This window comes from Streptomyces sp. NPDC088785 (assembly GCF_044750685.1).
Classification (GTDB): Bacteria; Actinomycetota; Actinomycetes; order Streptomycetales; family Streptomycetaceae; genus Streptomyces.
Window position 1 is genome coordinate 136,436 of record NZ_JBIVKH010000013.1, and the last position, 20,553, is coordinate 156,988.

Below are 20,553 nucleotides of genomic sequence, written 5' to 3' on the forward strand. Positions count from 1 at the left end.
ATTCCTCGAACCTCGATGTTCCGTGCTCGCTCAGACTTCGAGCAGCTCGGCTTCCTTGTGCTTGAGCAGCTCGTCCACCTGGGTCACGTACTTGGCGGTGGTGTCGTCCAGCTCCTTCTCGCCGCGACGGCCCTCGTCCTCGCCGATGTCGCCGTCCTTGATCGCCTTGTCGATGGCTTCCTTGGCCTTGCGACGGACGGAACGGATGGACACCTTGCTGTCCTCCGCCTTGCCCTTGGCGACCTTGATGTAGTCGCGGCGGCGCTCCTCGGTGAGCTCGGGGAACGTCACACGAATGATGTTGCCGTCGTTGCTCGGGTTGACGCCCAGGTCCGAGTCACGGATCGCCTGCTCGATGTTGCGCAGCGCGCTCTTGTCGAACGGGGTCACCACGGCCATCCGCGGCTCCGGCACCGAGAACGAGGCCAGCTGGTTGATCGGCGTCAGCGCGCCGTAGTAGTCCGCCACGATCTTGTTGAACATCGCCGGGTGCGCACGGCCGGTGCGGATCGCGGCGAAGTCCTCCTTGGCGACCACGACGGCCTTCTCCATCTTCTCCTCGGCCTCGAGGAGGGTCTCTTCGATCACCACTTGCTCCTGCGTGTCTTGAGTGAGGCCCGGCGTGCACGGGGCGGCCGGCTGCGTCGCGTCTGTTGCTTCCCGCGCGGTGGGCCCACGCGGTTTCCTGCGGTGTCCTGCGGTGTCCTGCGATACCGAGCGGTGTCGTGCGGTGTCGTGCGGTGTCCTTGCACGGTGTCCGACCGGCAGGACATTGTCCATCCCCCGCGGGGTGTCACGGACCTGAGGGTCAGGCGCGGGTGCCCTGCTCGCCCACCAGCGTCCCGATCTTCTCACCCTTGACGGCGCGCGCGATATTGCCGGACGTGAGGAGCTCGAAGACGAGGATCGGCAGCTTGTTGTCGCGGCACAGGGTGATGGCGGTCATGTCGGCGACCTTGAGGTCGCGGGTGATGACCTCGCCGTAGCTGAGCGCGTCGAACTTCACGGCCCCGGGGTTGGTCTTCGGGTCCGAGTCGTAGACGCCGTCGACACCGTTCTTGCCCATCAGCAGCGCCTCGGCGTCGATCTCCAGGGCGCGCTGCGCGGCGGTGGTGTCGGTGGAGAAGTACGGCATGCCCATGCCGGCGCCGAAGATCACGACGCGCCCCTTCTCCAGGTGGCGCACGGCGCGCAGCGGGATGTACGGCTCGGCGACCTGGCCCATCGTGATGGCGGTCTGGACGCGGCTGTCGATGCCTTCCTTCTCCAGGAAGTCCTGGAGGGCCAGGCAGTTCATGACCGTGCCGAGCATGCCCATGTAGTCGGAGCGGGCCCGGTCCATGCCGCGCTGCTGGAGCTCGGCACCGCGGAAGAAGTTGCCGCCGCCGATGACGACGGCGATCTGCCACCCGTCGCGGACCACGGCCGCGATCTCCCGGGCGATGGCATGCACCACGTCGGGGTCGACACCCAGACCCCCGCCCCCGGCGAACGCCTCACCGGAGAGCTTCAGCAGAAAGCGCCCCGCGCCTTTGCCGACGTCGCTCTTGTCGCCCTTGTCTGCAGCCTGGGTGCTGGTCATGGATTCTCGCCTCTTCTTGCTTGGCACACATACGAAGAAGACCATTGCCGATGGGGTGTTTCGCATCCCATGTGCGGCAATGGCCTCCTCGTCACATCTGCGGTCGTCCGGTGCGTACCCGGACGACTGCTGTCGACCCTAGCCGGGTCTCGCGTCGGGCGCGGTACGGACTCAGATGCCGACCTTGATGCGCGAGAAGCGCTTCAGGGTGACACCGGCCTCCTGGAGGACCTTCTCGACCGACTTCTTGTTGTCGAGCGCGTACGGCTGACCGAGGAGGGTGGCCTCCTTGAAGAAGCCGTTGACGCGACCCTCGACGATCTTCGGGAGCGCGGCCTCGGGCTTGCCCTCGGCGCGGGTGGTCTCCTCGGCGACGCGACGCTCGGACTCGACGACCTCGGCCGGGACGTCGTCCTTGGTGAGGTACTTCGGCGCGAAGGCGGCGATGTGCTGCGCGACACCCTTGGCGAGGTCGGCGTCGGCCTTGTCGAGCTCGACCAGCACACCGATCTGCGGGGGCAGGTCGGGCATGGTGCGGTGCATGTAGGCCGTGACGTACGTGCCGGAGAACTGGGCGAAGCGCTCCAGGACGATCTTCTCGCCGAGGGTGGCGTTGGCCTCGTCGACGTACGCCTGGACGGTCTTGCCGGCCTCGATCTCGGAGCCGAGCAGGGCGTCGATGTCGGCGGGCGACGTCTTGGCGATGTGCGCGGCCAGCTCGTTGGCGACGGCCTGGAACTTCTCGCCCTTGGCGACGAAGTCCGTCTCGCACTTCAGCTCGACGATGACGCCGGTGGAGTTGTCGTCCGCGATGAGGGAGACGACAGCGCCGTTCTCGGCGGAGCGGCCCTCGCGCTTGGCAACGCCCTTCTGGCCCTTGATGCGCAGCGCCTCGACGGCCTTGTCGACGTTGCCCTCGGCCTCGTCGAGCGCCTTCTTGCAGTCCATCATGCCGGCGCCCGTGAGCTCACGGAGCTTCTTGACGTCAGCGGCGGTGTAGTTCGCCATGATCCTGGTTTTCTCTCTACGAAGTCTGGAGTGTCTGACGACGGAAGGTCGTACGGAGGACGGTCACGGGTGAACGGCGGGGGCCTTGTGGGCCCCCGCCGTCACCTCACGAAACCGGATCCCGTACGGGTCAGGCCTGGTCGGCGTCCGTGGCCGGGGCCTCGGCGGCCGGCGCCTCGGCGGCGGGGGCCTCAGCGGCCGGCGCCTCCGCGGCGGGGGCCTCGGCAGCGGCCGGAGCCTCCTCAGCCTTCTCGTCGGCCTTGTCGTCGGCCTTCTCGTCGGCCTTCTTCTCGCCCTCGAGCAGGTCGCGCTCCCACTCGGCCAGCGGCTCGCCCTGGGCCTTCTCGCCCGGCTTCGAGTCACCGGTGGCCACGCCGGAGCGGGCGATGAGGCCCTCGGCGACGGCGTCGGCGATCACGCGGGTGAGCAGGGTGACGGAGCGGATCGCGTCGTCGTTGCCCGGGATCTTGTAGTCGACCTCGTCGGGGTCACAGTTCGTGTCGAGGATCGCGACGACCGGGATGTTGAGCTTCCGGGCCTCGCCGACAGCGATGTGCTCCTTCTTGGTGTCCACGATCCAGACGGCGCTGGGAACCTTGGACATCTCGCGGATACCGCCGAGGGTCTTCTCCAGCTTGGCCTTCTCGCGCGAGAGCACGAGAAGCTCCTTCTTGGTGAGACCGGACGCGGCGACGTCCTCGAAGTCGATCTGCTCGAGCTCCTTGAGGCGCTGCAGACGCTTGTAGACGGTCGAGAAGTTGGTGAGCATGCCGCCCAGCCAGCGCTGGTTCACGTAGGGCATGCCGACGCGGGTCGCCTGCTCGGCGATGGCCTCCTGCGCCTGCTTCTTCGTGCCCACGAACATGACCGTGCCGCCGTGGGCGACGGTCTCCTTGACGAACTCGTAGGCGCGGTCGATGTACGACAGCGACTGGAGCAGGTCGATGATGTAGATGCCGTTGCGCTCCGTGAAGATGAAGCGCTTCATCTTCGGGTTCCAACGACGGGTCTGGTGACCGAAGTGGACGCCGCTCTCCAGCAGCTCCCGCATCGTGACGACGGCCATGGCCGTACTCCTCTGAGTGTTCTCGGTTGTTTCCTGACGCCCCGAGCGCGCCTGCCTCGTGCGTGAGCACGGGACCGAAAGGCGCTGACACGAACCCGAAAGGGCCCGGTGTCGGGGCGTGCGAAGTCGATCCGGTGGCCCGGATCGCCACATGAAGTGTACGGGACCCTGGAGGTACCGGGTGACGCCGCTGTCCACAACCGACGGGTAGTCCACGGTTCCCGGCCAAGATCCCCCGGGACGGGCCCGCTGCCGGATCATCTCCGGCATGCGACGACTACTGTGCGTGATGCTCTTCCTGGCCGCTTCGACCCTCGGACCAGCGGTCGGGACAGCCGTCGGGACGGCCACCGGAACAACCTCAGGAACGGCTCCGGGACCAGCCTCGACGACGACCGCGGGAACAGCCCCGGGACCAGCCACAGCGACGGCCGCGGGACCAGTTCCGGCGACGACCGCGGGAACCGCCGCACCGGCCGCCGGCCCACCGGTGCGTACGGCCGCCCGCTGGCCGGTGGGCGACCCGCCCGCGGTGGTACGCGCCTGGTCCCCACCGGCGTCGCCCTACGGCGCCGGTCACCGGGGCGTGGACCTCGCGGCCCCGATCGGCGCCCCGGTGCGGGCCCAGGCCGCCGGCCGGGTCTCGTTCGCGGGCCGGGTGGCGGGCCGCGGCACGGTCTCCGTCGAACTGGCCGGCACCGGGGACCCGCCACTGCGGACGACGTACGAGCCGGTGTCGGCGACCGTGCGTCCGCACGACGAGGTGGCACCGGGTCAGGTGATCGGCACCCTGGAACTCCCGACGGGCCACTGCCCGCCCGTGGCGCCGTCGTGCCTGCACTGGGGTCTGCTCAGAGGACGTACGTACCTGGACCCGCTGTCACTGCTGGATCCCGCGCTCCTGCGCCGCGCCCCGGCCCGCCTGCTCCCGGTCTGGGAGGTCGGTCCCGCCACCGCCACCGCTCCGCCGCGTCAGCCCTCGACGCCGCGCAGCACCATGCTCACGGCGGCGTCCACGATCGCACCCGGCTCCTCGGCGGCGCCGAGTTCGATCCGTCGCACCGCCGCGTCCACGACACCCTGCACCAGCATCGCGGCCAGCCGCGGCTGGCCGTGGCCCATCTCCCCGAGCGCCTCGACGATCATCGCGACGAGCCCGCCGTGCGCGGCTCGGATCTTCTCCCGCGCGCCCGCGTCCAGCTCGCTGGCGGAAATGGCGACGACGGCCCGGTGCCGCCGGTCCCCGACCAGCGCCAGCTGCTCCCGCACATACGCCTCGACCTTGCCCTGCGGCGTCGCGGCCCGCGCCATTCCGGCCTCGACCTCGGCGGCCCACACCGGGAAGTCGACGGCGCACAGCTCCTCGACCACACCCGCGCGGGACTTGAAGTACTCGTACACGGACGACCGCGCGAGCCCCGTCCGCTCCGCGAGCGCGGGGAACGTCAGCGCGTCCGTCCCCCCCTCGGACAGCAGGGAACGCGCGGCATCCAGAAGGGCCGCGCGCTGCATCGACCGGTGCTCGGCCACAGAGGCCGCTCGAATCCTTGGCACACATCCACTGTACGGACACACCGCGCGCAGCGGGAGCCTCGGCGGGCCCGGCCGCCCGGCACCGGCCCGTGGACGGGCCGCCCCAGAACACGGCAGGGACGATTCGCCACCGCCCGCCACCGAGCGCCGTCAGCGCCCGAAACTCGCCAGCTTCGCCCGCAGCTGCAACACCGACTTCGTATGGATCTGACTGACCCGGCTCTCCGTCACGCCCAGCACGTTGCCGATCTCGGCGAGCGTCAGTCCCTCGTAGTAGTAGAGCGTGACGACGGTCTTCTCCCGGTCGGGCAGCGTATTGATCGCCCGCGCCAGGAAGCGTCGCAGCTCACGGTCCTCGGCGACCTCCACCGGGTTGTCGGCGGCCTGGTCCTCCAGGGTGTCCATGAGGCTGAGCCGGTCCCCGCCCTCGCCCCCGACGTGCAGCAGCTCCTCGAGCGCCACGACGTTCGCCAGGGACAACTGGCTGAAAACCGCGTGCAGTTCCTCCAGCGCCACCCCCATCTCCTCGGCGACCTCGCTCTCCGAGGGGGAGCGCCGGAGCTTGGCCTCCAGCGTGGCGTAGGCCCGCTCCACATTGCGCGCCTTCTGCCGCACGGAGCGAGGGATCCAGTCCAGGGCCCGCAGTTCGTCGATCATGGCGCCGCGGATCCGGGTGATCGCGTACGTCTCGAACTTGATCTCCCGCTCGATGTCGAACTTCTCGATCGCGTCGATCAGCCCGAACACCCCGGACGACACGAAGTCGGCCTGCTCGACATTGGGCGGCAGCCCGACGCTCACCCGGCCGGCGACGTATTTCACCAGCGGCGAGTAGTGCAGGATCAACTGCTCCCGCAGCCGCTCGTCGCCCGTGCTCTTGTACGACCTCCACAGTTCCTCCAGCGAGGAGGGGGCCGGAGGCCGCACGCTGGAGCCGCGGGCTGCGGGGGGAGCCGCCGCCCGGTCGGATCCGGAGGTGTGCTGTGGCATGCGCCGCCTTGTGCCGTTCTGCTGCTTGCCGAGTGAGTCGGAGAGGGTGCCCCGGGTCGCGGCCGGGGCCTGGGCCTGAGTGCGTCCGGTGGTCTGGGTCGTGGGGGCCGCTGGGATCTTTTTGCTGGTGAAGATGGAGTCTTGCCCGTCTAGTGAGGATTGAGGTGACGAACCCGAATCCTGGTGAGCGTAGCGTGACTGTGGCGTCGCAGTGTGCGAGGGGCAGGGGATCGTACGCGCGCAGATACGTTCCCTTGGGGGACTCGCGCAGACGGTTCCGGAGCCGGTCGCGAGCGGGCCGGAGCGTCAACTGCCGGAATTGCCAAGGTCATCGAGGGGTCATCCGGACGGCGCAACACCGTGACTCAGCCGCCCCCTCCGTCCCCGGAGACCGACCGGATCGCCTGGCGTGTCAACTTCCAGCCCTCGCCGTGTCGTTCGACGAACCCCAACGAGCGCAGTTCGTACAACCGACCGGTCGTGTCGTCGTCGGTCGCGCCGGCCTCCCGGGCGATCTCCGCGGGGGTCCGTGTCCCGCGGGCCGGCAGCGCCGCGAGCACCCGCGCGGTGGCCGGGGCCAGCAGATCGCGCGGCACCACCGGTCCGCGCCGCTCGGGTGCGAGCTCCCCCATCTCGCCGACCAGCTCGACCACTTCCTCCGCGTCCGTCACCAGCACCGCCTCCTTGCGCAACAGTTCGTGGACCCCGGCGGAGACCGCGCTGGTCGCGGGGCCCGGCACGCCCATCGCGTGCCGCCCCAGGCGCAGCGCCCAGCGGGCCGTGCCGAGCGCCCCGCTGCGATAGGCCGCCTCGACGACGACCGTGCCCCGGGTGAGCGCGGCGATCACCCGGTTCCGCAGGATGAAGCGGCCCGGCGTGGGGTGGGCCCCCGGGGGCAACTCCCCCACCAAGAGTCCCTGTTCCGCGACCCGGCCGATCAACTGCTCGTGGCCGCGCGGATAGGTGCGGTCGATGCCGCAGGCCAGGACGGCCACCGTGGCCCCGGTGGCGCCGAGCGCCCCGCGATGGGCGGCGGCGTCGATCCCGTACGCGCCGCCCGAGACCACCACCCAGCCGCGCTCGGCGAGCCCGGCGCCCAGGCTCGCGCTCATCCGGACCCCGTAGTCCGTGCAGGCCCGCGCCCCCACGACGGCCACCGAGCGCAGCGCCCACATCCGCAGGGAGGGTCCGCCCCGCACCCACAGCCCGAGGGGGCGCGCGTCCCCCAGGTCGTCCAGCTGCCCGGGCCACTCGGGGTCCCCCGGGCACACGAAGCGCGCCCCGAGCCGCTCGGCCCGCGCCAGGTCGAGGTCCGCCGCAGGTGCCTCCCGGGCCCGCGCCACCAGCCCCGCCCAGCGCGCCTCGCGCACCCCGGGCAGCGCCGGCACAGCCGCCCCTTCGTCGGCCTCGTCGATGCGCCGCACCGTCTCCACGGCCCCGAACTCCCGCAGCCAGCGCCCGGCCGGCTCCCACCCCGGCTCGACGATCCGGGACAGCCGGGCCCGCGCGCGCCGCACCTGGTCCGGGGCGCCGTGCCCGGTCATGCGCCGGACCCGATCGTCATCGGCACCCCGCGCGAGATGCCGGTCCGCAGGTGCAGGGCGAGCGCCACGTCCTGGGCGCAGGGCCGGTCGCGGCCGGCGAGGTCGGCCACGGTCCAGGCCACCCGCAGCACCCGGTCCAGCCCGCGCGCGGTCAGGAATCCGCGCTCCAGGTCCAGCTCGGCCTCGTCCAGGGCGCCGGGGGCCGCCGGCCAGCGGGTGCGCAGCGCGTGCCCGGGCACCTCGCTGTTGGTCCGCCACGGGGTCTCCGCGTACCGCGCCGCCGCCCGCTCCCTGGCCTGGCGCACCCGGTCGGCGACGAGGCGGGTGGAGTCGCCGCGCGGCCCGTACCCGGCCAGTTCGTTGCGCGTGACGGGGTCCACCTCGACCCGCAGGTCGACCCGGTCGAGCAGCGGTCCGGAGAGCCGGGCCTGATAGCGCCGGACCGCGGCGGGCGGGCAGTCGCACTCGCCGCCGTGGACCCGGAACTGCCCGCAGGGGCAGGGGTTCGCGGCGAGCGCCATCAGGAAGCGGGCGGGCAGCCGCACCACTCCCGCGCTCCGGGCGATGACCACGTGCCCGGCCTCCAGCGGCTGGCGCAGGGCGTCGAGCGCCCGCCCGCTGAACTCCGGCGCCTCGTCCAGGAAGAGCACGCCGCGATGGGACAACGAGACCGCTCCCGGCCGCGCCACCCCCGGCCCGCCGCCGACGAGCGACTGCATGGTCGCCGAGTGGTGGGGGGCGCAGTACGGCGCGACGTCGATCATCGACCTGCCCGGCGGCAGCATGCCCGCCACCGAGTGGATCGCCGTGACCTCCAGCGACTCCTCGCGGGTGAGCGGGGGCAGGATCGCGGGCAGCCGCTCGGCGAGCATGGTCTTGCCCGCGCCCGGCGGCCCCGACAGCATCACGTGGTGGCCGCCCGCGGCGGCGACCTCGATCGCGGTGCGGGCCGAGAGCTGGCCGACGACGTCGGCGAGGTCGAGGCCCTGTCCGTCGTACTGTGAGCCGCCGATGCCGGTTCCCGCCCCGCTGCCGGGCATGCTCAGTCCCGCGAGCATCGCGTCGGGCCGGCCGTGCGTCTCCGGCTCCTCCTCCGGCACCGGCTCGTCGGCCAGGACGGCGATGAGCTGGCGCAGACTGCGCACGCCGAGGACGGAGACGCCCGGGACGAGGGCGGCCTCGCCCGCCGTCGCCTCGGGCACCACCACCTGCTCGTACCCCGCGGCGGCCGCGGCGAGCACGGCCGGGAGCACCCCGCGCACCGGCCGGACCCGGCCGTCGAGCCCCAGCTCCCCGATCATCACGATGTCGGCGAGGATCCGCGGGTCGATCCGCTCGGCGGCGCCGAGGATCGCGCAGGCGACGGCGAGATCGAATCCCGAGCCGCCCTTCGGCACGGACGCCGGGCTGAGCCCCACGGTGAGCTTCTTCTGCGGCCAGTCCGCGCCCGAATTGACCACGGCGGCCCTGACCCGGTCCCGGCTCTCCACCAGGCTCTTGTCGGGCAGTCCGACGAGGGTGAACGCGGCGACCCCCGGCTCCAGGTCGGCCTGCACCTCGACGACGACGCCCTCGACTCCGACCAGGGCCACGGAACATGTGCGTGCGAATCCCATCAGGACACCCCCCGCGCGTGCTCGACGCGGGGTGCGCCGCGCTCCGGCAGCAGGACGCCGACGAGGTCGATGCGCACCCCGCCGGGTGGCGCTCCGCCGTGTTCCTGCACCCATCGCTCGGCGAGATCCCGCAGCCGTCGCGCCTTGACCGGCGTGATGGAGGCCATCGGGTCCTCGAAGGCCCGGCCCCGGCCCGCGCCGCCCACGGCCCTGCGGGTCTTGACCTCGCAGACGACGATCGCGTCGCCGTCCCGCGCCACGATGTCGATCTCGCCCGACCGGCCCGCCCGCCAATTGCGGGCGAGCACCGTCATCCCGGCCTCGGCCAGCCGCCTCGCGGCCAGGTCCTCGCCGTACTTTCCCAGTGCGCGCTGTGCGTTCACGTCGGCACCACCTCCGACGCCCACGGTGGCGCGGCGCCGAGAAGGAAGTGGATCTTGGTGAACTACCGGCCGGTTGTGGACAACTCCGTCACCCGCCGGTGTGGCAGCACGCAGGGCACCCCCGGTGCCGACACATCAGGCTCAGCTCCCCGGGAGCTCCAAGTCGGTCTTGTTCAGCTCTTCGATGTTCACGTCCTTGAACGTGAGGACGCGGACCTGCTTCACGAACCTGGCCGGCCGGTACATGTCCCACACCCAGGCATCCGCCATCGACACCTCGAAGAACACCTCACCCTGGACCGAGTGCACCTGCATCTCATAGTCGTTGGTGAGGTAAAAACGCCGCTCGGTCTCAATCACGTATTTGAACAGACCGACGACGTCGCGGTACTCCCGGTAGAGCTTCAGCTCCATCTCGGTCTCGTACTTCTCGAGGTCCTCGGCGCTCATGGCATGTTCCCCTTCAGCCGTGCGTCCCCCTATTGTGCGCCAGTCTCCGGGGCCTCTAGACGATTTCCGTGTCGAGGACCAGCGGCCGGCGCGGGGGACCTTCGTCGAACAGCCGGTTCAGCAGCTCGGCGAGTCTGGTCGGATACACCGTCTCATGCGCCTCGGCCAGTTCCCGGTACGTCCACCAGCGCGCTCCGACGACGCTGCGCCGTTCCAGGTCGGTCAGGCCCGTCTCATTCAGCCGCGCTCCGGCCTCCGAGGCCGCCGGGCCCCGGGTGCGGGCCAGGAAGTACCACTCGTCCTGCTCCCAGCGCCGCCCGTCGAACGGGAAGGAGCAGATGCGCTCCCACAGCACCGGGCCCAGCTCGACGTCCGTCAGGCCGGTCTCCTCGGCGAGTTCCCGCAGGGCCGCCTGCCGTCGCGTCTCGTCGCCCTCCAGGCCGCCGCCCGGGGTGAACCACCAGTCGTCGGAGGGATCGCCCGGCTCGTGCCCGTGCAGCAGCAGGACGCGGTCCTGCGGATCGAGCAGCACGACCCGGGACACCTTGCGGGGTCCGCTCCCCGGCTCAGGCACGGACCGGTTCCGTCCGGGTCCGCGAACGGCGCGAGCGCTTCGCGATCGGGCCGTAGGCGGCCCCGCCGAGCACCAGCACCGCCCCGCCCACCACCGCGTACACCATCCACTTCAGGGGCCCGGGGTGCGAGATCCCGCCGGGCAGGTCCTCGAAGCCGGTGGGCTTGGCCAGCATGCCGTTCAGGGGCCAGGCCACGGCGTCCACCCGGGCCTGCACGGCGCCGCGCTCCACCGACCCCTTCTCCGAGTCGCCGAGATGGACGCTGGAGTCCAGGGAACCGCTGCGCTCGTCACCGAGGAGGAAAAGACGGCCCCGCGGCACCGTCGTGGACTTGATGCCGGAGAGCGAGGCGTTCTTGCCGGCCGGCAGATACGATTCGTCGATCTTCTTGCCGTTGACGGTCAGCTGACCGTCGGTGCAGCAGGCGATCCTGTCGCCGCCGATGCCGACGACGCGCTTCACCATCGGCAGGTCGCCCCAGGTCGCCTCCTGGAAGACGACGACGTCGCCCCGCTTGACCACGCTGCCGTCGATGCGCTGCGCGAGGACCCGGTCGCCCGCGCCGATCGTCGGCGTCATCGAGTCGGTGGGCACCGTGTACGGCTGGTACACGAAGGCACCCCACACGAATCCGCCGAGGAACAGCACACAGCCGAGGGCCACGGCTATGCCCGACAGCACGCTGCCGGCCTTGCCGTGGCCCTCGCCCGTACGACGTGTCCTGCTCATCCCAGTTGCTCCCCCGCGTCGGAGAAATCGATCTCGCGGGCCGGCCCCGCACGGGCACGGACCACGGAAGATCGGCGATCTGGGACGGCACCCTACCTGTCGGTACCAGTCGCAGAAACCTTGGTGTTCCCGTCGGTAAGACCCTGGGTGAGGCGGCGCCTGCGCCAGATGACCAGCGGCACCGCGCCCGCGAGACCGACCGCGCCCGGGGCCACGCTCGCCGCCGTGTTGATACCGGACTGGTCGAAGGTGTCCGGCACCGGCAGCGTGGACCAGTGCGTGGGCGGCCAGGCGACGACGATCGCGCGGCCCACGACGTTGTCGACCGGGACGAAGCCGTCGTTCTTGTCGTTCTGGTGGTAGCGGGAGTCCATGGAGTCCTGGCGGTGGTCACCCATGACCCAAACTTTGCCCGCGGGTACCTTCACCTTGAACGTTCCGCCCGCGTTGTCCGCGCTGCACGGGGTGTTGCCCGCGTACACGTACGGCTCGTCGAGCGCCTTGCCGTTCACCTTGAGCGGGCCCGTGCCCGAGCACTCGACGGTGTCGCCCCCGACGCCGATGACGCGCTTGATGAGGTCCTTCTCATCGGCCGACGGCATCAGGCCGACCCAGCTGAGGACCTGCTGGATCGCGTTCGGATCCGCGGTCGGCTCGCCCTTCAGCCAGTCCGCCGGGTCGTGGAAGACGATGACATCGCCGCGCTCCGGCTTCGAGCCGAACCAGGGCGTGAGCTTGTCGACGAGCACCCGGTCGCCGATCTTCAGCGTGTTCTCCATCGACGCCGACGGGATCGAGAACGCCTGGACCAGGAACGTCTTGATCAGCAGGGCGAGAACGAGCGCGATGCCGATGAGCAGCGGCAACTCCTTCCAGAAGGAGCGGGGCTTCTTCTGCTGCCTGCCGGTGTCGTCACCGCCTCCGCCGTCCCCCGGTCCGCCGTCACCGGCTGCGGGCCCCTGGTCCGTCACGGCCGGGTTCGCCGCGTCGTCGGATCGCCCGGGCTGCTCTTCGGGCCCCTGCCCTGACCGTGCGCCGACCGCCAAGTCCCCCACATCCACTCCTCACTCCGTGCCGCTGCCTGATCCCTACGCGATGCAGGCCCACCACTCCCATAACGAGCGGGAGTTCCGCAGGGGTCGGGAGGGGGATCATTCCGTCCGAATCCGATGCGTTCGAACTCATGACGGCGCTGTTCGTGGTGGCCACCTTATGCGACGCGCCGGACGCGGCGGTCGATCCGTCACCTTGCGCGTCGGCGACGGCCGCGAACGTGCCGGGCTCGCCCAGGGTGCTCCAGCTGCCGATCGGCCACACGATCGCCCGGGCCCGTCCGACCACCGAGTCCTCGGAGACCGTGCCGTGGTGCGCGTCGGTGAGGTGGTAGCGGGAGTCCGCCGAGTTGGCGCGGTGGTCCCCCATGACGAACAGCCGGCCCTCGGGAACCTTCACCGAAAAATCGAACTTGGAGGGGGTGTTGCCGGGGTGGATGTACGAAGTCTCGTTCAGCGGGGTGCCGTTCACGGTGACGCGGCCCTGCTTGTCACAGCACTTCACGGTGTCGCCGCCGACACCGACGACCCGCTTGATCAGATCGCGGTCGTTGTCGGAGGGCAGCAGTCCGATCCAGGTCAGCCCCTCCTTGACCTGCTTGACGCCGACCGGCGGATCCGTCTTCTGGCCCGTCTCCGCCGTCAGCCAGTTGCCGGGGTCCTTGAAGACGACGACGTCGCCGCGGTGCACCTCGGCGCCGAACCAGGGGGTGAGCTTGTCCACCACGACCCGGTCGCCGATCTTGATCGTCTGCTCCATGGAGCCCGACGGGATCACGAAGGCCTGGACGAGGAACGTCTTGAGGACCAGGGCTATCAGCAGGGCCACGCCGACGAGGAGCGGTATCTCCCGCAGGGCCGAGCGCCTGCGCCTGCGCTTCACCTTGCGCGCGAGCCTGCGCCGCTCCGCCCGGCCGGGGCGCGCGGGCCCGCTGGTGCGCCGGCTCCCCGTCGGCAGCCGTTCGTCGCCGTCACCGCCCGGCGCCCGGCCCCGCCTACCCATGGGCGGCGTCGGGTGCGGGCACGCGCGCGTAGACGTCGGGCCGGGACAGTGATCGCCAGTGCCCGGTGGGCCAGGCGACCCACTCGGCCTTGCCGATCACGTGGTCGAGGGGGAGGAAGCCGCCGCCGGGCGCGCCCAGGAGTTCGCGGGAGTCGCGGGAGTCGCCGCGGTGGTCACCGAGCAGGAACAGGGTGCCGTCGGGAACCCGGATGTCGAAGGCCACCTCGGAGGGCGCGTCCCCGGCGTGCAGCAGGGAGCGCTCGTCGACGGACCGCCCGTTCACCTCGACCCTCCCCCTGCTGTCGCAGCAGACCACGTGGTCTCCCCCCACACCCACGACCCGCTTGATGTAGTCGGCCTCACCGAAGTATCCGTCGCCGTCGAAGACGACCACGTCGCCCCGCTCCGGTTCGGCACCGAAACGGTACGCCAACTTGTTGACGAGGACGCGGTCCCCGACCCTCAACGTGCTCTCCATGGAGCCGCTGGGGATCTGGAACGGCTGCATCACCAGGATGCTGAAGGCGAGCAGGAACGCCAGGCAGCTGAGCAGCGCGAGCGTCACCCGCCCACCGGGCAGCCAGGCGGCGGCCGCGTCGATGCCCCGGGACAGGGCGCGGGGAGAACGCAAAGAGGAGCGCGACCGGTCCTCCTCGCCCTCGGGAAGGTCTTTCCCGGGCCGGGAGGAGCGGTCGCGCTCCCCATGCTGTGCTTCGGTGTCCATCGGGGCCAGATGCTATCCGGCGACGCGACGAGCCCGGACGCGAGATCAGTTCTCGCGCTTCTCCTTGATCTTCGCGGCCTTGCCGCGCAGCTCACGGAGGTAGTACAGCTTGGCGCGACGGACGTCGCCCTTGGTGACGAGCTCGATCTTCTCGACGATCGGCGTGTGCACCGGGAAGGTGCGCTCGACGCCGACGGAGAAGGAGACCTTGCGGACCGTGAAGGTCTCGCGGACACCGGCACCCTGGCGGCGGATGACTACGCCCTTGAACTGCTGCACACGCGAGCGGTTGCCCTCGATGACGCGGACGTGGACGTTGACGGTGTCACCCGGGCGGAAGGCCGGGATGTCGCTGCGCAGCGACGCGGAGTCGACGGAGTCGAGCAGGTGAGACATGATCGTCTGCTTTCTTCGCCGATGCCACAGGTCATCGGCGGGAGGTATGCGATGAGATTCGGTAGCTGATCGCGTCGGGCCCTGCGTCGTTCCCCCTGTGGCAGGGGCGCAGGCCGGACGTACAGCAGCGGCCTATTCTTCCACGGCCTCGGGCGTTGGCCCAAATCGCCCGTCGGGGCCCGGGCCCCAGCCCAGGATCGAGAGCATTTCGCGGTCCTTCTTGTCGAAGGCCCCGGGGTCGGTGCGCTCGACGAGGTCGGGGCGGTTGCGCGTGGTGCGGCGCAGCGCCTCGTCCCGCCGCCAGCGGGCGATCCTGCCGTGGTGGCCGCTGAGCAGCACGTCCGGGATGTCCCGGCCGCGCCACTCGGGGGGCTTGGTGTAGACGGGCCCTTCGAGGAGGTTCGCCATGGCGCCCGGCGCGAAGGAGTCGTCCTGGTGCGAGGCCGCGTTGCCGAGGACGCCGGGCAGCAGGCGGGCCACGGCTTCCGTGATCACGAGTACGGCGGCCTCCCCGCCCGCGAGGACGTAGTCGCCGATGGAGACCTCGTAGACCGGCACGCGGGTCGCGTACTCGTCGATGACGCGGCGGTCGATGCCCTCGTAGCGCGCGGGCGTGAAGACCAGCCAGGGGCGCTCGGAGAGCTCGACCGCGAGTTCCTGGGTGAAGGGGCGCCCGGAGGGCGTGGGAACGACCAGGACGGGCCCGTGGGCCCCGTTCTCGTACCCGTCGGCGAGCACGTCGTCGAGGCAGTCGCCCCACGGCTCGGTCTTCATGACCATGCCGGGGCCGCCGCCGTAGGGGGTGTCGTCGACCGTGTTGTGGCGGTCGTGCGTCCACTGCCGCAGGTCGTGCGCGTGGACGTCGAGCTGTCCACGCGCGCGGGCCTTGCCGACGAGGGAGACGTTCAGCGGTTCCAGGTACTCGGGGAAGATCGTGACGACGTCGAGCCTCATGCGGAGCCTTCCTCCGCGGAGTCCTCCCGGGACGACACGATCTCGGCGCGGTCGTCGATCAGCCCGGGGGGCGGGTCGATGACCGCCTTCTGCTCCTCCAGGTCGATCTCGGTGACGATCTCCTCGACGAACGGGATCATGACCTCGCTGCCGTCGGGCCGCTCCACGATGAACAGGTCCTGCGAGGGCAGGTGCGAGATCTCGGTGATCCGGCCGACCTCGGTGCCGTCGGTCGTGACGACGTCGAGGTCCATGAGCTGGTGGTCGTAGTACTCGTCCTCGTCCTCCGGCAGCTCCTCCGGGTCGACCTCGGCGATCAGGAGCGTGTTGCGCAGCGCCTCGGCGCCGGTCCGGTCCCGTACGCCCGCGAAGCGCAGCATCAGCCGGCCGGAGTGGACCCGGCCGGACTCGATGGTCAGCGGCCCGGTGGAGGCGGGGTCGGTGGCGAGCACCGCACCGGGGCCGAGCCGCAGCTCAGGCTCGTCGGTGCGGACCTCGACGGTGACTTCACCCTTGATGCCGTGGGCGCGGCCGATGCGCCCGACTACCAACTGCACGTCGGAAACTCTCCTGTCATACGACTAGGGCCGGGGACGGCCCGTAAGCCCTCCCCGGCCCGAGCCGGTGTTCAACTTGTCAGCGGACCTGGTCCACGTCGACGAGGTCGACGCGGATGCCACGACCGCCGATGGCGCCCACGACGGTACGCAGAGCGCGCGCGGTGCGGCCGTTGCGGCCGATCACCTTGCCGAGGTCGTCGGGGTGGACCCGGACCTCCAGCACGCGCCCGCGGCGCAGGTTGCGCGAGGCGACCTGCACGTCGTCGGGGTTGTCGACGATGCCCTTCACGAGGTGCTCAAGAGCCTCCTCGAGCATGCTCAGGCCTCGGTCGACTCGGACGCAGCCTCAGCGGCCTCGTCCTTCTTCTCAGCCTTCTTCTTCTGGGTGATGGCCTCACCCTTGGGCTCGTCGGCCGTGGCAAGCGCCTCGAAGGAGGGGCGGGCCTGCTTGGGCTCGGCGACCTTCAGCGGCTCCGGGGCGGGCAGACCCTTGTGCTTCTGCCAGTCACCGGTGAGCTTCAGGATGGCCATGACGGGCTCGGTCGGCTGCGCGCCGACACCCAGCCAGTACTGCGCGCGCTCCGAGTCGACCTCGATGCGCGACGGGTTCTGCACCGGGTGGTACAGGCCGATCTCCTCGATGGCCCGGCCGTCACGGCGGGTACGGGAGTCGGCGACGACGATGCGGTAGTGAGGCGAACGGATCTTGCCCAGACGCTTCAGCTTGATCTTGACTGCCACGGAAGTGGTGTCTCCTGGTCTTGACGTGGGTGGGCACGGCGAGATTGCCGCGTGGGGTTGCGGTACCCGAGTGCCCGATGGACGCGTCAGCCGGAGGAGAGAGGGGTCCTGTGCGACTGTCGAGTACAGCTAGCCATTGTGCCATATGCCGAGAGGGCGGCCGCACCGGAGTACGGCCGCCCCGCACCGCCCCACCAGGAGCGAGGAACCGCAGGTCATCCGGCGGCGGCGCCCACCACTTCCGGGATCCGGAACGGCTTGCCGCAGCCGCCGCACACGATCGGCGCCTGGGCGAGCACCGACGGTACGACCCGGACGTTGCGCCCGCAGTCGCAGACGGCCTTGACGCGGACGCCGCCCCCGGAGGAGCCGTGCCGCGCGGCCGGTCCGCGGAAGCTGCGCTTGGTGTCCGCGGCGGTGGCCACCGTGTGGGCCTTCAGGGCGCGCTGGAGCCGCTCGATCGTCTGCCGGTAACGCTGCTTCGCCTCCGGGTTGAGTGTGACCAGCGAGAAACCACTGCTCGGATGCGGTTCGTCGGGGTGGTCGAGGCCCAGCTCCTCCGCGATGGCCAGGAATCTGCGGTTGTGGTATCGGCCGGCGCGTGAGGTGTCGCGGATTCCGCGCGCGGCTGCGATGCCGTGGACTGCCTCGTGAAGCAGTCGCTCGAAGGAGAGTTCGTGTCCGCAGGCGGACGACGACTCCCCGATCAGGGATTCGGGCGCGGCAAGATCCGGCAGTTCGGGGTGGTGCCGCTGAATGTCGGCCCACGCCCCTGCCAGCTCTGCGGCGAGAACAGGTGGTGTCGTGCTCACGTCGTGACAACGAGCCGGGGTGCCTCCGTGTTCCTATTCCGGGGCATCCCAAATAATTTGCACGTACCAGTCAGTTGCCGCTGATGCGTCCTGACGAGGGCGGGTGCGCTGATCTGCGGAGAAGACGCACAGCCCGCACCAAGGTGGTGCGTAGCGTCACGTACGCCCCGACGCGTAGGCGGAACTACGCGCCGGGCGCCGGTTGCGCAAGGTGCGGTTTCGGCCGCAGTGGGCCCGGTGGCCCTCGGCGGCCCGCTCGCCCGGGAGGCGTGCGCGCTCCGGTCGGGCCGGTGCGCCCTAGTAGGCGCGTGCCACGACCGCGACGTTACCGGGTGCGTCGTCCGCGTCCGGCACCGCCCCGTCCTCGGTGAGCAGGCAGCGGACGGACACGGCGTGCTCGGCGAGCTTCGCCTCGCCCGCCTCGCCCAGGGTGGCCCACGGGATGCGGGCCCAGCCGCCGGCCTTCGCCGCCTCGACCGCCTCGTCGACCGTGGCGACGTCGCTCGTGCGGGAGAGGCGCCGCTCGCGCGACTGCCGCAGCAGGAGTGCCTGGTCCGCTTCGAGGACGCCGGGCAGGAGGGCGGCCAGCCCGTCGATCGCGACGGGTTCCTTGCCGCCGGGGATGCGGCGGGCCAGCATCGCGGTCCCGTTCGCCAGGTCGCGCGGGCCGACCTCGACGCGGACCGGCACGCCCTTCAGCTCCCAGTCGACGGCCCGGCGCCCGAAGGGGGTGTCCGTGCGGTCGTCGACCTGGACGCGCAGGCCGGCCGCCCTGAGGGCGGCACCGGTCTCCCGCACCTTCGCGAGCACCGCCGGGTCGTCCTTGACGGCGAGGACGACGACCTGGGTGGGCGCGAGGCGCGGCGGGACGCGCAGACCGCTGTCGTCGCCGTGCATCATCACCAGGGCGCCGATCATGCGGGTCGTCGAGCCCCAGGAGGTCTGCCAGACGAGTTCCTGCCTGCCCTCCTTGGAGAGGTACTGCGTGTGGAACGCCTTGGCGAAGTTCTGGCCGAGTTCGTGGCTGGTGCCCATCTGGAGGGCCTTGCCGTCGCCCATCATCCCTTCGAGGGTGAGGGTGTTGACGGCGCCCGCGAAGCGCTCCTTCGGGGTCTTGCGGCCCAGGACGACGTCCATGGCGAGGACGTTCTCCATGAAGTCGGCGTACACGTCCCGGTGGATGCGGGCGGCGAAGTCGCGCGCCTCCTCGTAGGTGGCGTGCGCCGTGTGCCCCTCCTGCCAGAGGAACTCCGTCGTCCGCAGGAAGAGGCGGGGCCGCAGCTCCCAGCGGACCACGTTGGCCCACTGGTTGATGAGCAGGGGCAGGTCGCGGTAGCTCTGGATCCACTTGGCGAAGTAGTCGTTGACGATCATCTCCGAGGTGGGGCGGACGACGGCGGGCTCCTCCAGCTCCTTGCCGCCGCCGTGCGTGACCACGGCCAGTTCGGGCGCGAAGCCCTCGACGTGGTCGGCCTCCCTGGTGAGGTAGGACTGCGGGATCAGGAGCGGGAAGTACGCGTTCTGCGTGCCGGTCTCCTTGATGCGCGCGTCCATGTCCTGCTGCATCCGCTCCCACAGGCCGTAGCCGTACGGTCGGATGACCATCGTGCCGCGCACCGGTCCGTTGTCCGCCAGTTCGGCCTTGGCGACGATGTCTTGATACCAGCGCGGGAAGTCTTCCGCCTGGGGCGTGAGAACGGGTGCTTTGGGCATGGCGCGCATGCTACGGGGCGGGCTGCGGAGCACGGGAATCCTTTTCGCCCGTATGCCCCGGCGTGCACCCGTCATATGACCTCCGGGGGGCGCACGACGGAGCACACGCGCATTGTTCCCACGCCTGCCCGACACCCCCTAGACGCGGCGGACGAAGCGGAGTTTTCTGGCGTACGGGGGGAGTGCGAGCAGCGCGCGACAACGGAACGTACGCATCGGCGACAACTCTCGGCATCTCTCGGCGAATTGGGGAACTTTCCATGACACCTACGCTCGTGCAGCGGCACCCATCCCACGCGGAGTCCGTACCGCGCGCGGACCTGTGCGCACGCGCGCGTGACTGGGCGGAGATACAGGAGCGCATGCTGGTCCCGCTCTACGAAGCGGTGTATCAGCGGCTCGAGGTCGGCCCCGGCGCCCGTGTCCTCGCACTCGGCTGCGGTTCCGGGCTCGCCCTCCTCATGGCGGCGACCCGCGGCGCGGCCGTCACCGGCGTGGAGCCGGCCGAGCCCGAGCGGCTCGCGCTCGCCCGCGAGCGGCTGCGGCCCGAGGGGCGGGCGGGCCGGCGCGGCCCGCTGGCCCGGCTCACGGACGGCGCCGACGCCACCGCCGTGGCGGCACCCGGCGACGAGCCGTATGACGTCGTCACCGCGTTCGAGCCGATCGGCTGCGCGGCGGACGACGCGGACGGGCTGTCGGCGGTCCTGGGGAGCGCGGCGCCGCTCGCCGCGCGCGGCGCGGCCGTCGTCCTGGCCGGCTGGGGTCCCCCGGAGCGCTGCGCCGCGTCGTCGGTGCTGCGGGTGGCGACGAAGCTGGCCGACCCGCTGCGCACCGCGGTCAGCTGGCGCCCCGCCCTCCGTGACGACCTGGAGGAGGTGGCGCAGCGGGCCGGACTGCGGCCCGACGGCTCCGGCCGGGTGGCGTGCCCGTTCGGCTACGCGAACACGGAGAGCGCCGTCAAGGGGCTGCTGTCCACCGGTCTTTTCGACGCGGCCGTGGGCGCGACGGACGCGACGCAGGTCGACAAGGAGGTGACGGAGGCGCTCCAGCCGTACGTGCGTCAGGACGGCACGGTGTGGATGCCCAATGTCTTCCGGTACCTGATCGCCCGTACCGCCTGAG

At 71.0% G+C, this 20,553-nt stretch carries 23 protein-coding genes and 1 pseudogene; 2 read left to right on the top strand and 22 right to left on the bottom strand.

What is annotated here, in order from left to right:
* Positions 1-30: 30 nt before the first annotated feature.
* From frr to rpsB, 4 genes are all read right to left on the bottom strand, one after another.
* Entirely contained in the window at positions 31-588 is a 558-nt protein-coding gene (frr, locus tag ACIP5K_RS28605; protein ID WP_401414097.1) for a ribosome recycling factor, read from the bottom strand.
* Positions 589-808: 220 nt separating this feature from the next.
* Complete coding sequence (gene pyrH / locus ACIP5K_RS28610) at positions 809-1,582, bottom strand: UMP kinase (RefSeq protein WP_401414098.1); 774 nt, start codon at positions 1,580-1,582, stop codon at positions 809-811.
* A gap of 171 nt (positions 1,583-1,753) precedes the next feature.
* Positions 1,754-2,590, bottom strand: a complete 837-nt coding sequence (gene tsf, locus ACIP5K_RS28615) for a translation elongation factor Ts (protein WP_401414099.1) — start codon at positions 2,588-2,590, stop codon at positions 1,754-1,756.
* Between the two features lie 130 nt (positions 2,591-2,720).
* Complete coding sequence (rpsB, locus tag ACIP5K_RS28620; protein WP_401414101.1) at positions 2,721-3,656, bottom strand: 30S ribosomal protein S2; 936 nt, start codon at positions 3,654-3,656, stop codon at positions 2,721-2,723.
* A 289-nt stretch (positions 3,657-3,945) separates the two neighbouring features.
* On the opposite strand from rpsB, the pseudogene ACIP5K_RS28625 reads away from it, so the two are divergent.
* A pseudogene (locus ACIP5K_RS28625) lies at positions 3,946-4,473 on the top strand (peptidoglycan DD-metalloendopeptidase family protein); the annotation flags it as partial.
* 155 nt (positions 4,474-4,628) lie between these two features.
* On the opposite strand, the gene ACIP5K_RS28630 reads toward ACIP5K_RS28625, so the two are convergent.
* The 18 genes from ACIP5K_RS28630 to proS form a co-directional block, all read right to left on the bottom strand.
* Positions 4,629-5,186 carry a TetR/AcrR family transcriptional regulator gene (locus ACIP5K_RS28630; protein WP_401414210.1) on the bottom strand — a complete coding sequence of 186 codons (558 nt, stop codon included), beginning with the start codon at positions 5,184-5,186 and terminating at the stop codon, positions 4,629-4,631.
* A gap of 153 nt (positions 5,187-5,339) precedes the next feature.
* Positions 5,340-6,179, bottom strand: coding sequence for an RNA polymerase sigma factor WhiG (gene whiG / locus ACIP5K_RS28635; RefSeq protein WP_401414102.1), 840 nt, complete (start codon positions 6,177-6,179; stop codon positions 5,340-5,342).
* 365 nt (positions 6,180-6,544) lie between these two features.
* A complete protein-coding gene (gene dprA / locus ACIP5K_RS28640; protein WP_401414104.1) occupies positions 6,545-7,723 on the bottom strand; it encodes a DNA-processing protein DprA in 1,179 nt (392 codons plus the stop codon).
* On the bottom strand, positions 7,720-9,339 hold the full coding sequence (locus ACIP5K_RS28645; protein WP_401414106.1) for a YifB family Mg chelatase-like AAA ATPase: 1,620 nt from the start codon (positions 9,337-9,339) through the stop codon (positions 7,720-7,722). The genes dprA and ACIP5K_RS28645 overlap by 4 nt, the downstream gene beginning before the upstream one ends.
* A complete protein-coding gene (locus ACIP5K_RS28650) occupies positions 9,339-9,746 on the bottom strand; it encodes a YraN family protein (RefSeq protein WP_401414108.1) in 408 nt (135 codons plus the stop codon). The genes ACIP5K_RS28645 and ACIP5K_RS28650 overlap by 1 nt, the downstream gene beginning before the upstream one ends.
* Positions 9,747-9,863: 117 nt before the next feature.
* Entirely contained in the window at positions 9,864-10,172 is a 309-nt protein-coding gene (locus tag ACIP5K_RS28655) for a DUF2469 domain-containing protein (RefSeq protein ID WP_008737534.1), read from the bottom strand.
* A 55-nt stretch (positions 10,173-10,227) separates the two neighbouring features.
* The gene (locus ACIP5K_RS28660) at positions 10,228-10,746 is read right to left on the bottom strand and encodes an NUDIX hydrolase (RefSeq protein ID WP_401414109.1); all 519 of its coding nucleotides are present in this window, start codon (positions 10,744-10,746) and stop codon (positions 10,228-10,230) included.
* Positions 10,739-11,476 (bottom strand): signal peptidase I, encoded by a 738-nt coding sequence (lepB, locus tag ACIP5K_RS28665; RefSeq protein WP_401414111.1) that lies wholly within the window; start codon positions 11,474-11,476, stop codon positions 10,739-10,741. Before lepB (ACIP5K_RS28665) ends, ACIP5K_RS28660 begins: the two co-directional genes overlap by 8 nt.
* Positions 11,477-11,568: 92 nt before the next feature.
* Positions 11,569-12,531, bottom strand: a complete 963-nt coding sequence (gene lepB / locus ACIP5K_RS28670; protein ID WP_401414113.1) for a signal peptidase I — start codon at positions 12,529-12,531, stop codon at positions 11,569-11,571.
* Positions 12,419-13,531: a signal peptidase I gene (gene lepB, locus ACIP5K_RS28675; RefSeq protein ID WP_401414115.1), complete on the bottom strand. Its 1,113-nt coding sequence runs from the start codon at positions 13,529-13,531 to the stop codon at positions 12,419-12,421. The genes lepB (ACIP5K_RS28670) and lepB (ACIP5K_RS28675) overlap by 113 nt, the downstream gene beginning before the upstream one ends.
* Complete coding sequence (lepB, locus tag ACIP5K_RS28680; protein ID WP_401414117.1) at positions 13,524-14,255, bottom strand: signal peptidase I; 732 nt, start codon at positions 14,253-14,255, stop codon at positions 13,524-13,526. The genes lepB (ACIP5K_RS28675) and lepB (ACIP5K_RS28680) overlap by 8 nt, the downstream gene beginning before the upstream one ends.
* Before the next feature lie 45 nt (positions 14,256-14,300).
* Positions 14,301-14,651, bottom strand: coding sequence for a 50S ribosomal protein L19 (gene rplS, locus ACIP5K_RS28685; protein WP_037886451.1), 351 nt, complete (start codon positions 14,649-14,651; stop codon positions 14,301-14,303).
* 132 nt (positions 14,652-14,783) lie between these two features.
* Positions 14,784-15,605 carry a tRNA (guanosine(37)-N1)-methyltransferase TrmD gene (gene trmD / locus ACIP5K_RS28690; protein WP_401414119.1) on the bottom strand — a complete coding sequence of 274 codons (822 nt, stop codon included), beginning with the start codon at positions 15,603-15,605 and terminating at the stop codon, positions 14,784-14,786.
* Entirely contained in the window at positions 15,602-16,162 is a 561-nt protein-coding gene (rimM, locus tag ACIP5K_RS28695) for a ribosome maturation factor RimM (protein WP_401414120.1), read from the bottom strand. Before rimM ends, trmD begins: the two co-directional genes overlap by 4 nt.
* Positions 16,163-16,241: 79 nt before the next feature.
* A complete protein-coding gene (locus tag ACIP5K_RS28700) occupies positions 16,242-16,481 on the bottom strand; it encodes an RNA-binding protein (RefSeq protein ID WP_005311361.1) in 240 nt (79 codons plus the stop codon).
* A gap of 2 nt (positions 16,482-16,483) precedes the next feature.
* Entirely contained in the window at positions 16,484-16,906 is a 423-nt protein-coding gene (gene rpsP, locus ACIP5K_RS28705) for a 30S ribosomal protein S16 (protein WP_401414122.1), read from the bottom strand.
* A gap of 215 nt (positions 16,907-17,121) precedes the next feature.
* Positions 17,122-17,718, bottom strand: a complete 597-nt coding sequence (locus tag ACIP5K_RS28710; protein WP_401414124.1) for a hypothetical protein — start codon at positions 17,716-17,718, stop codon at positions 17,122-17,124.
* 297 nt (positions 17,719-18,015) lie between these two features.
* Positions 18,016-19,431, bottom strand: coding sequence for a proline--tRNA ligase (gene proS / locus ACIP5K_RS28715; protein ID WP_401414125.1), 1,416 nt, complete (start codon positions 19,429-19,431; stop codon positions 18,016-18,018).
* A gap of 260 nt (positions 19,432-19,691) precedes the next feature.
* On the opposite strand from proS, the gene ACIP5K_RS28720 reads away from it, so the two are divergent.
* Positions 19,692-20,552, top strand: a complete 861-nt coding sequence (locus ACIP5K_RS28720; RefSeq protein WP_401414127.1) for an SAM-dependent methyltransferase — start codon at positions 19,692-19,694, stop codon at positions 20,550-20,552.
* Position 20,553: the final 1 nt, after the last annotated feature.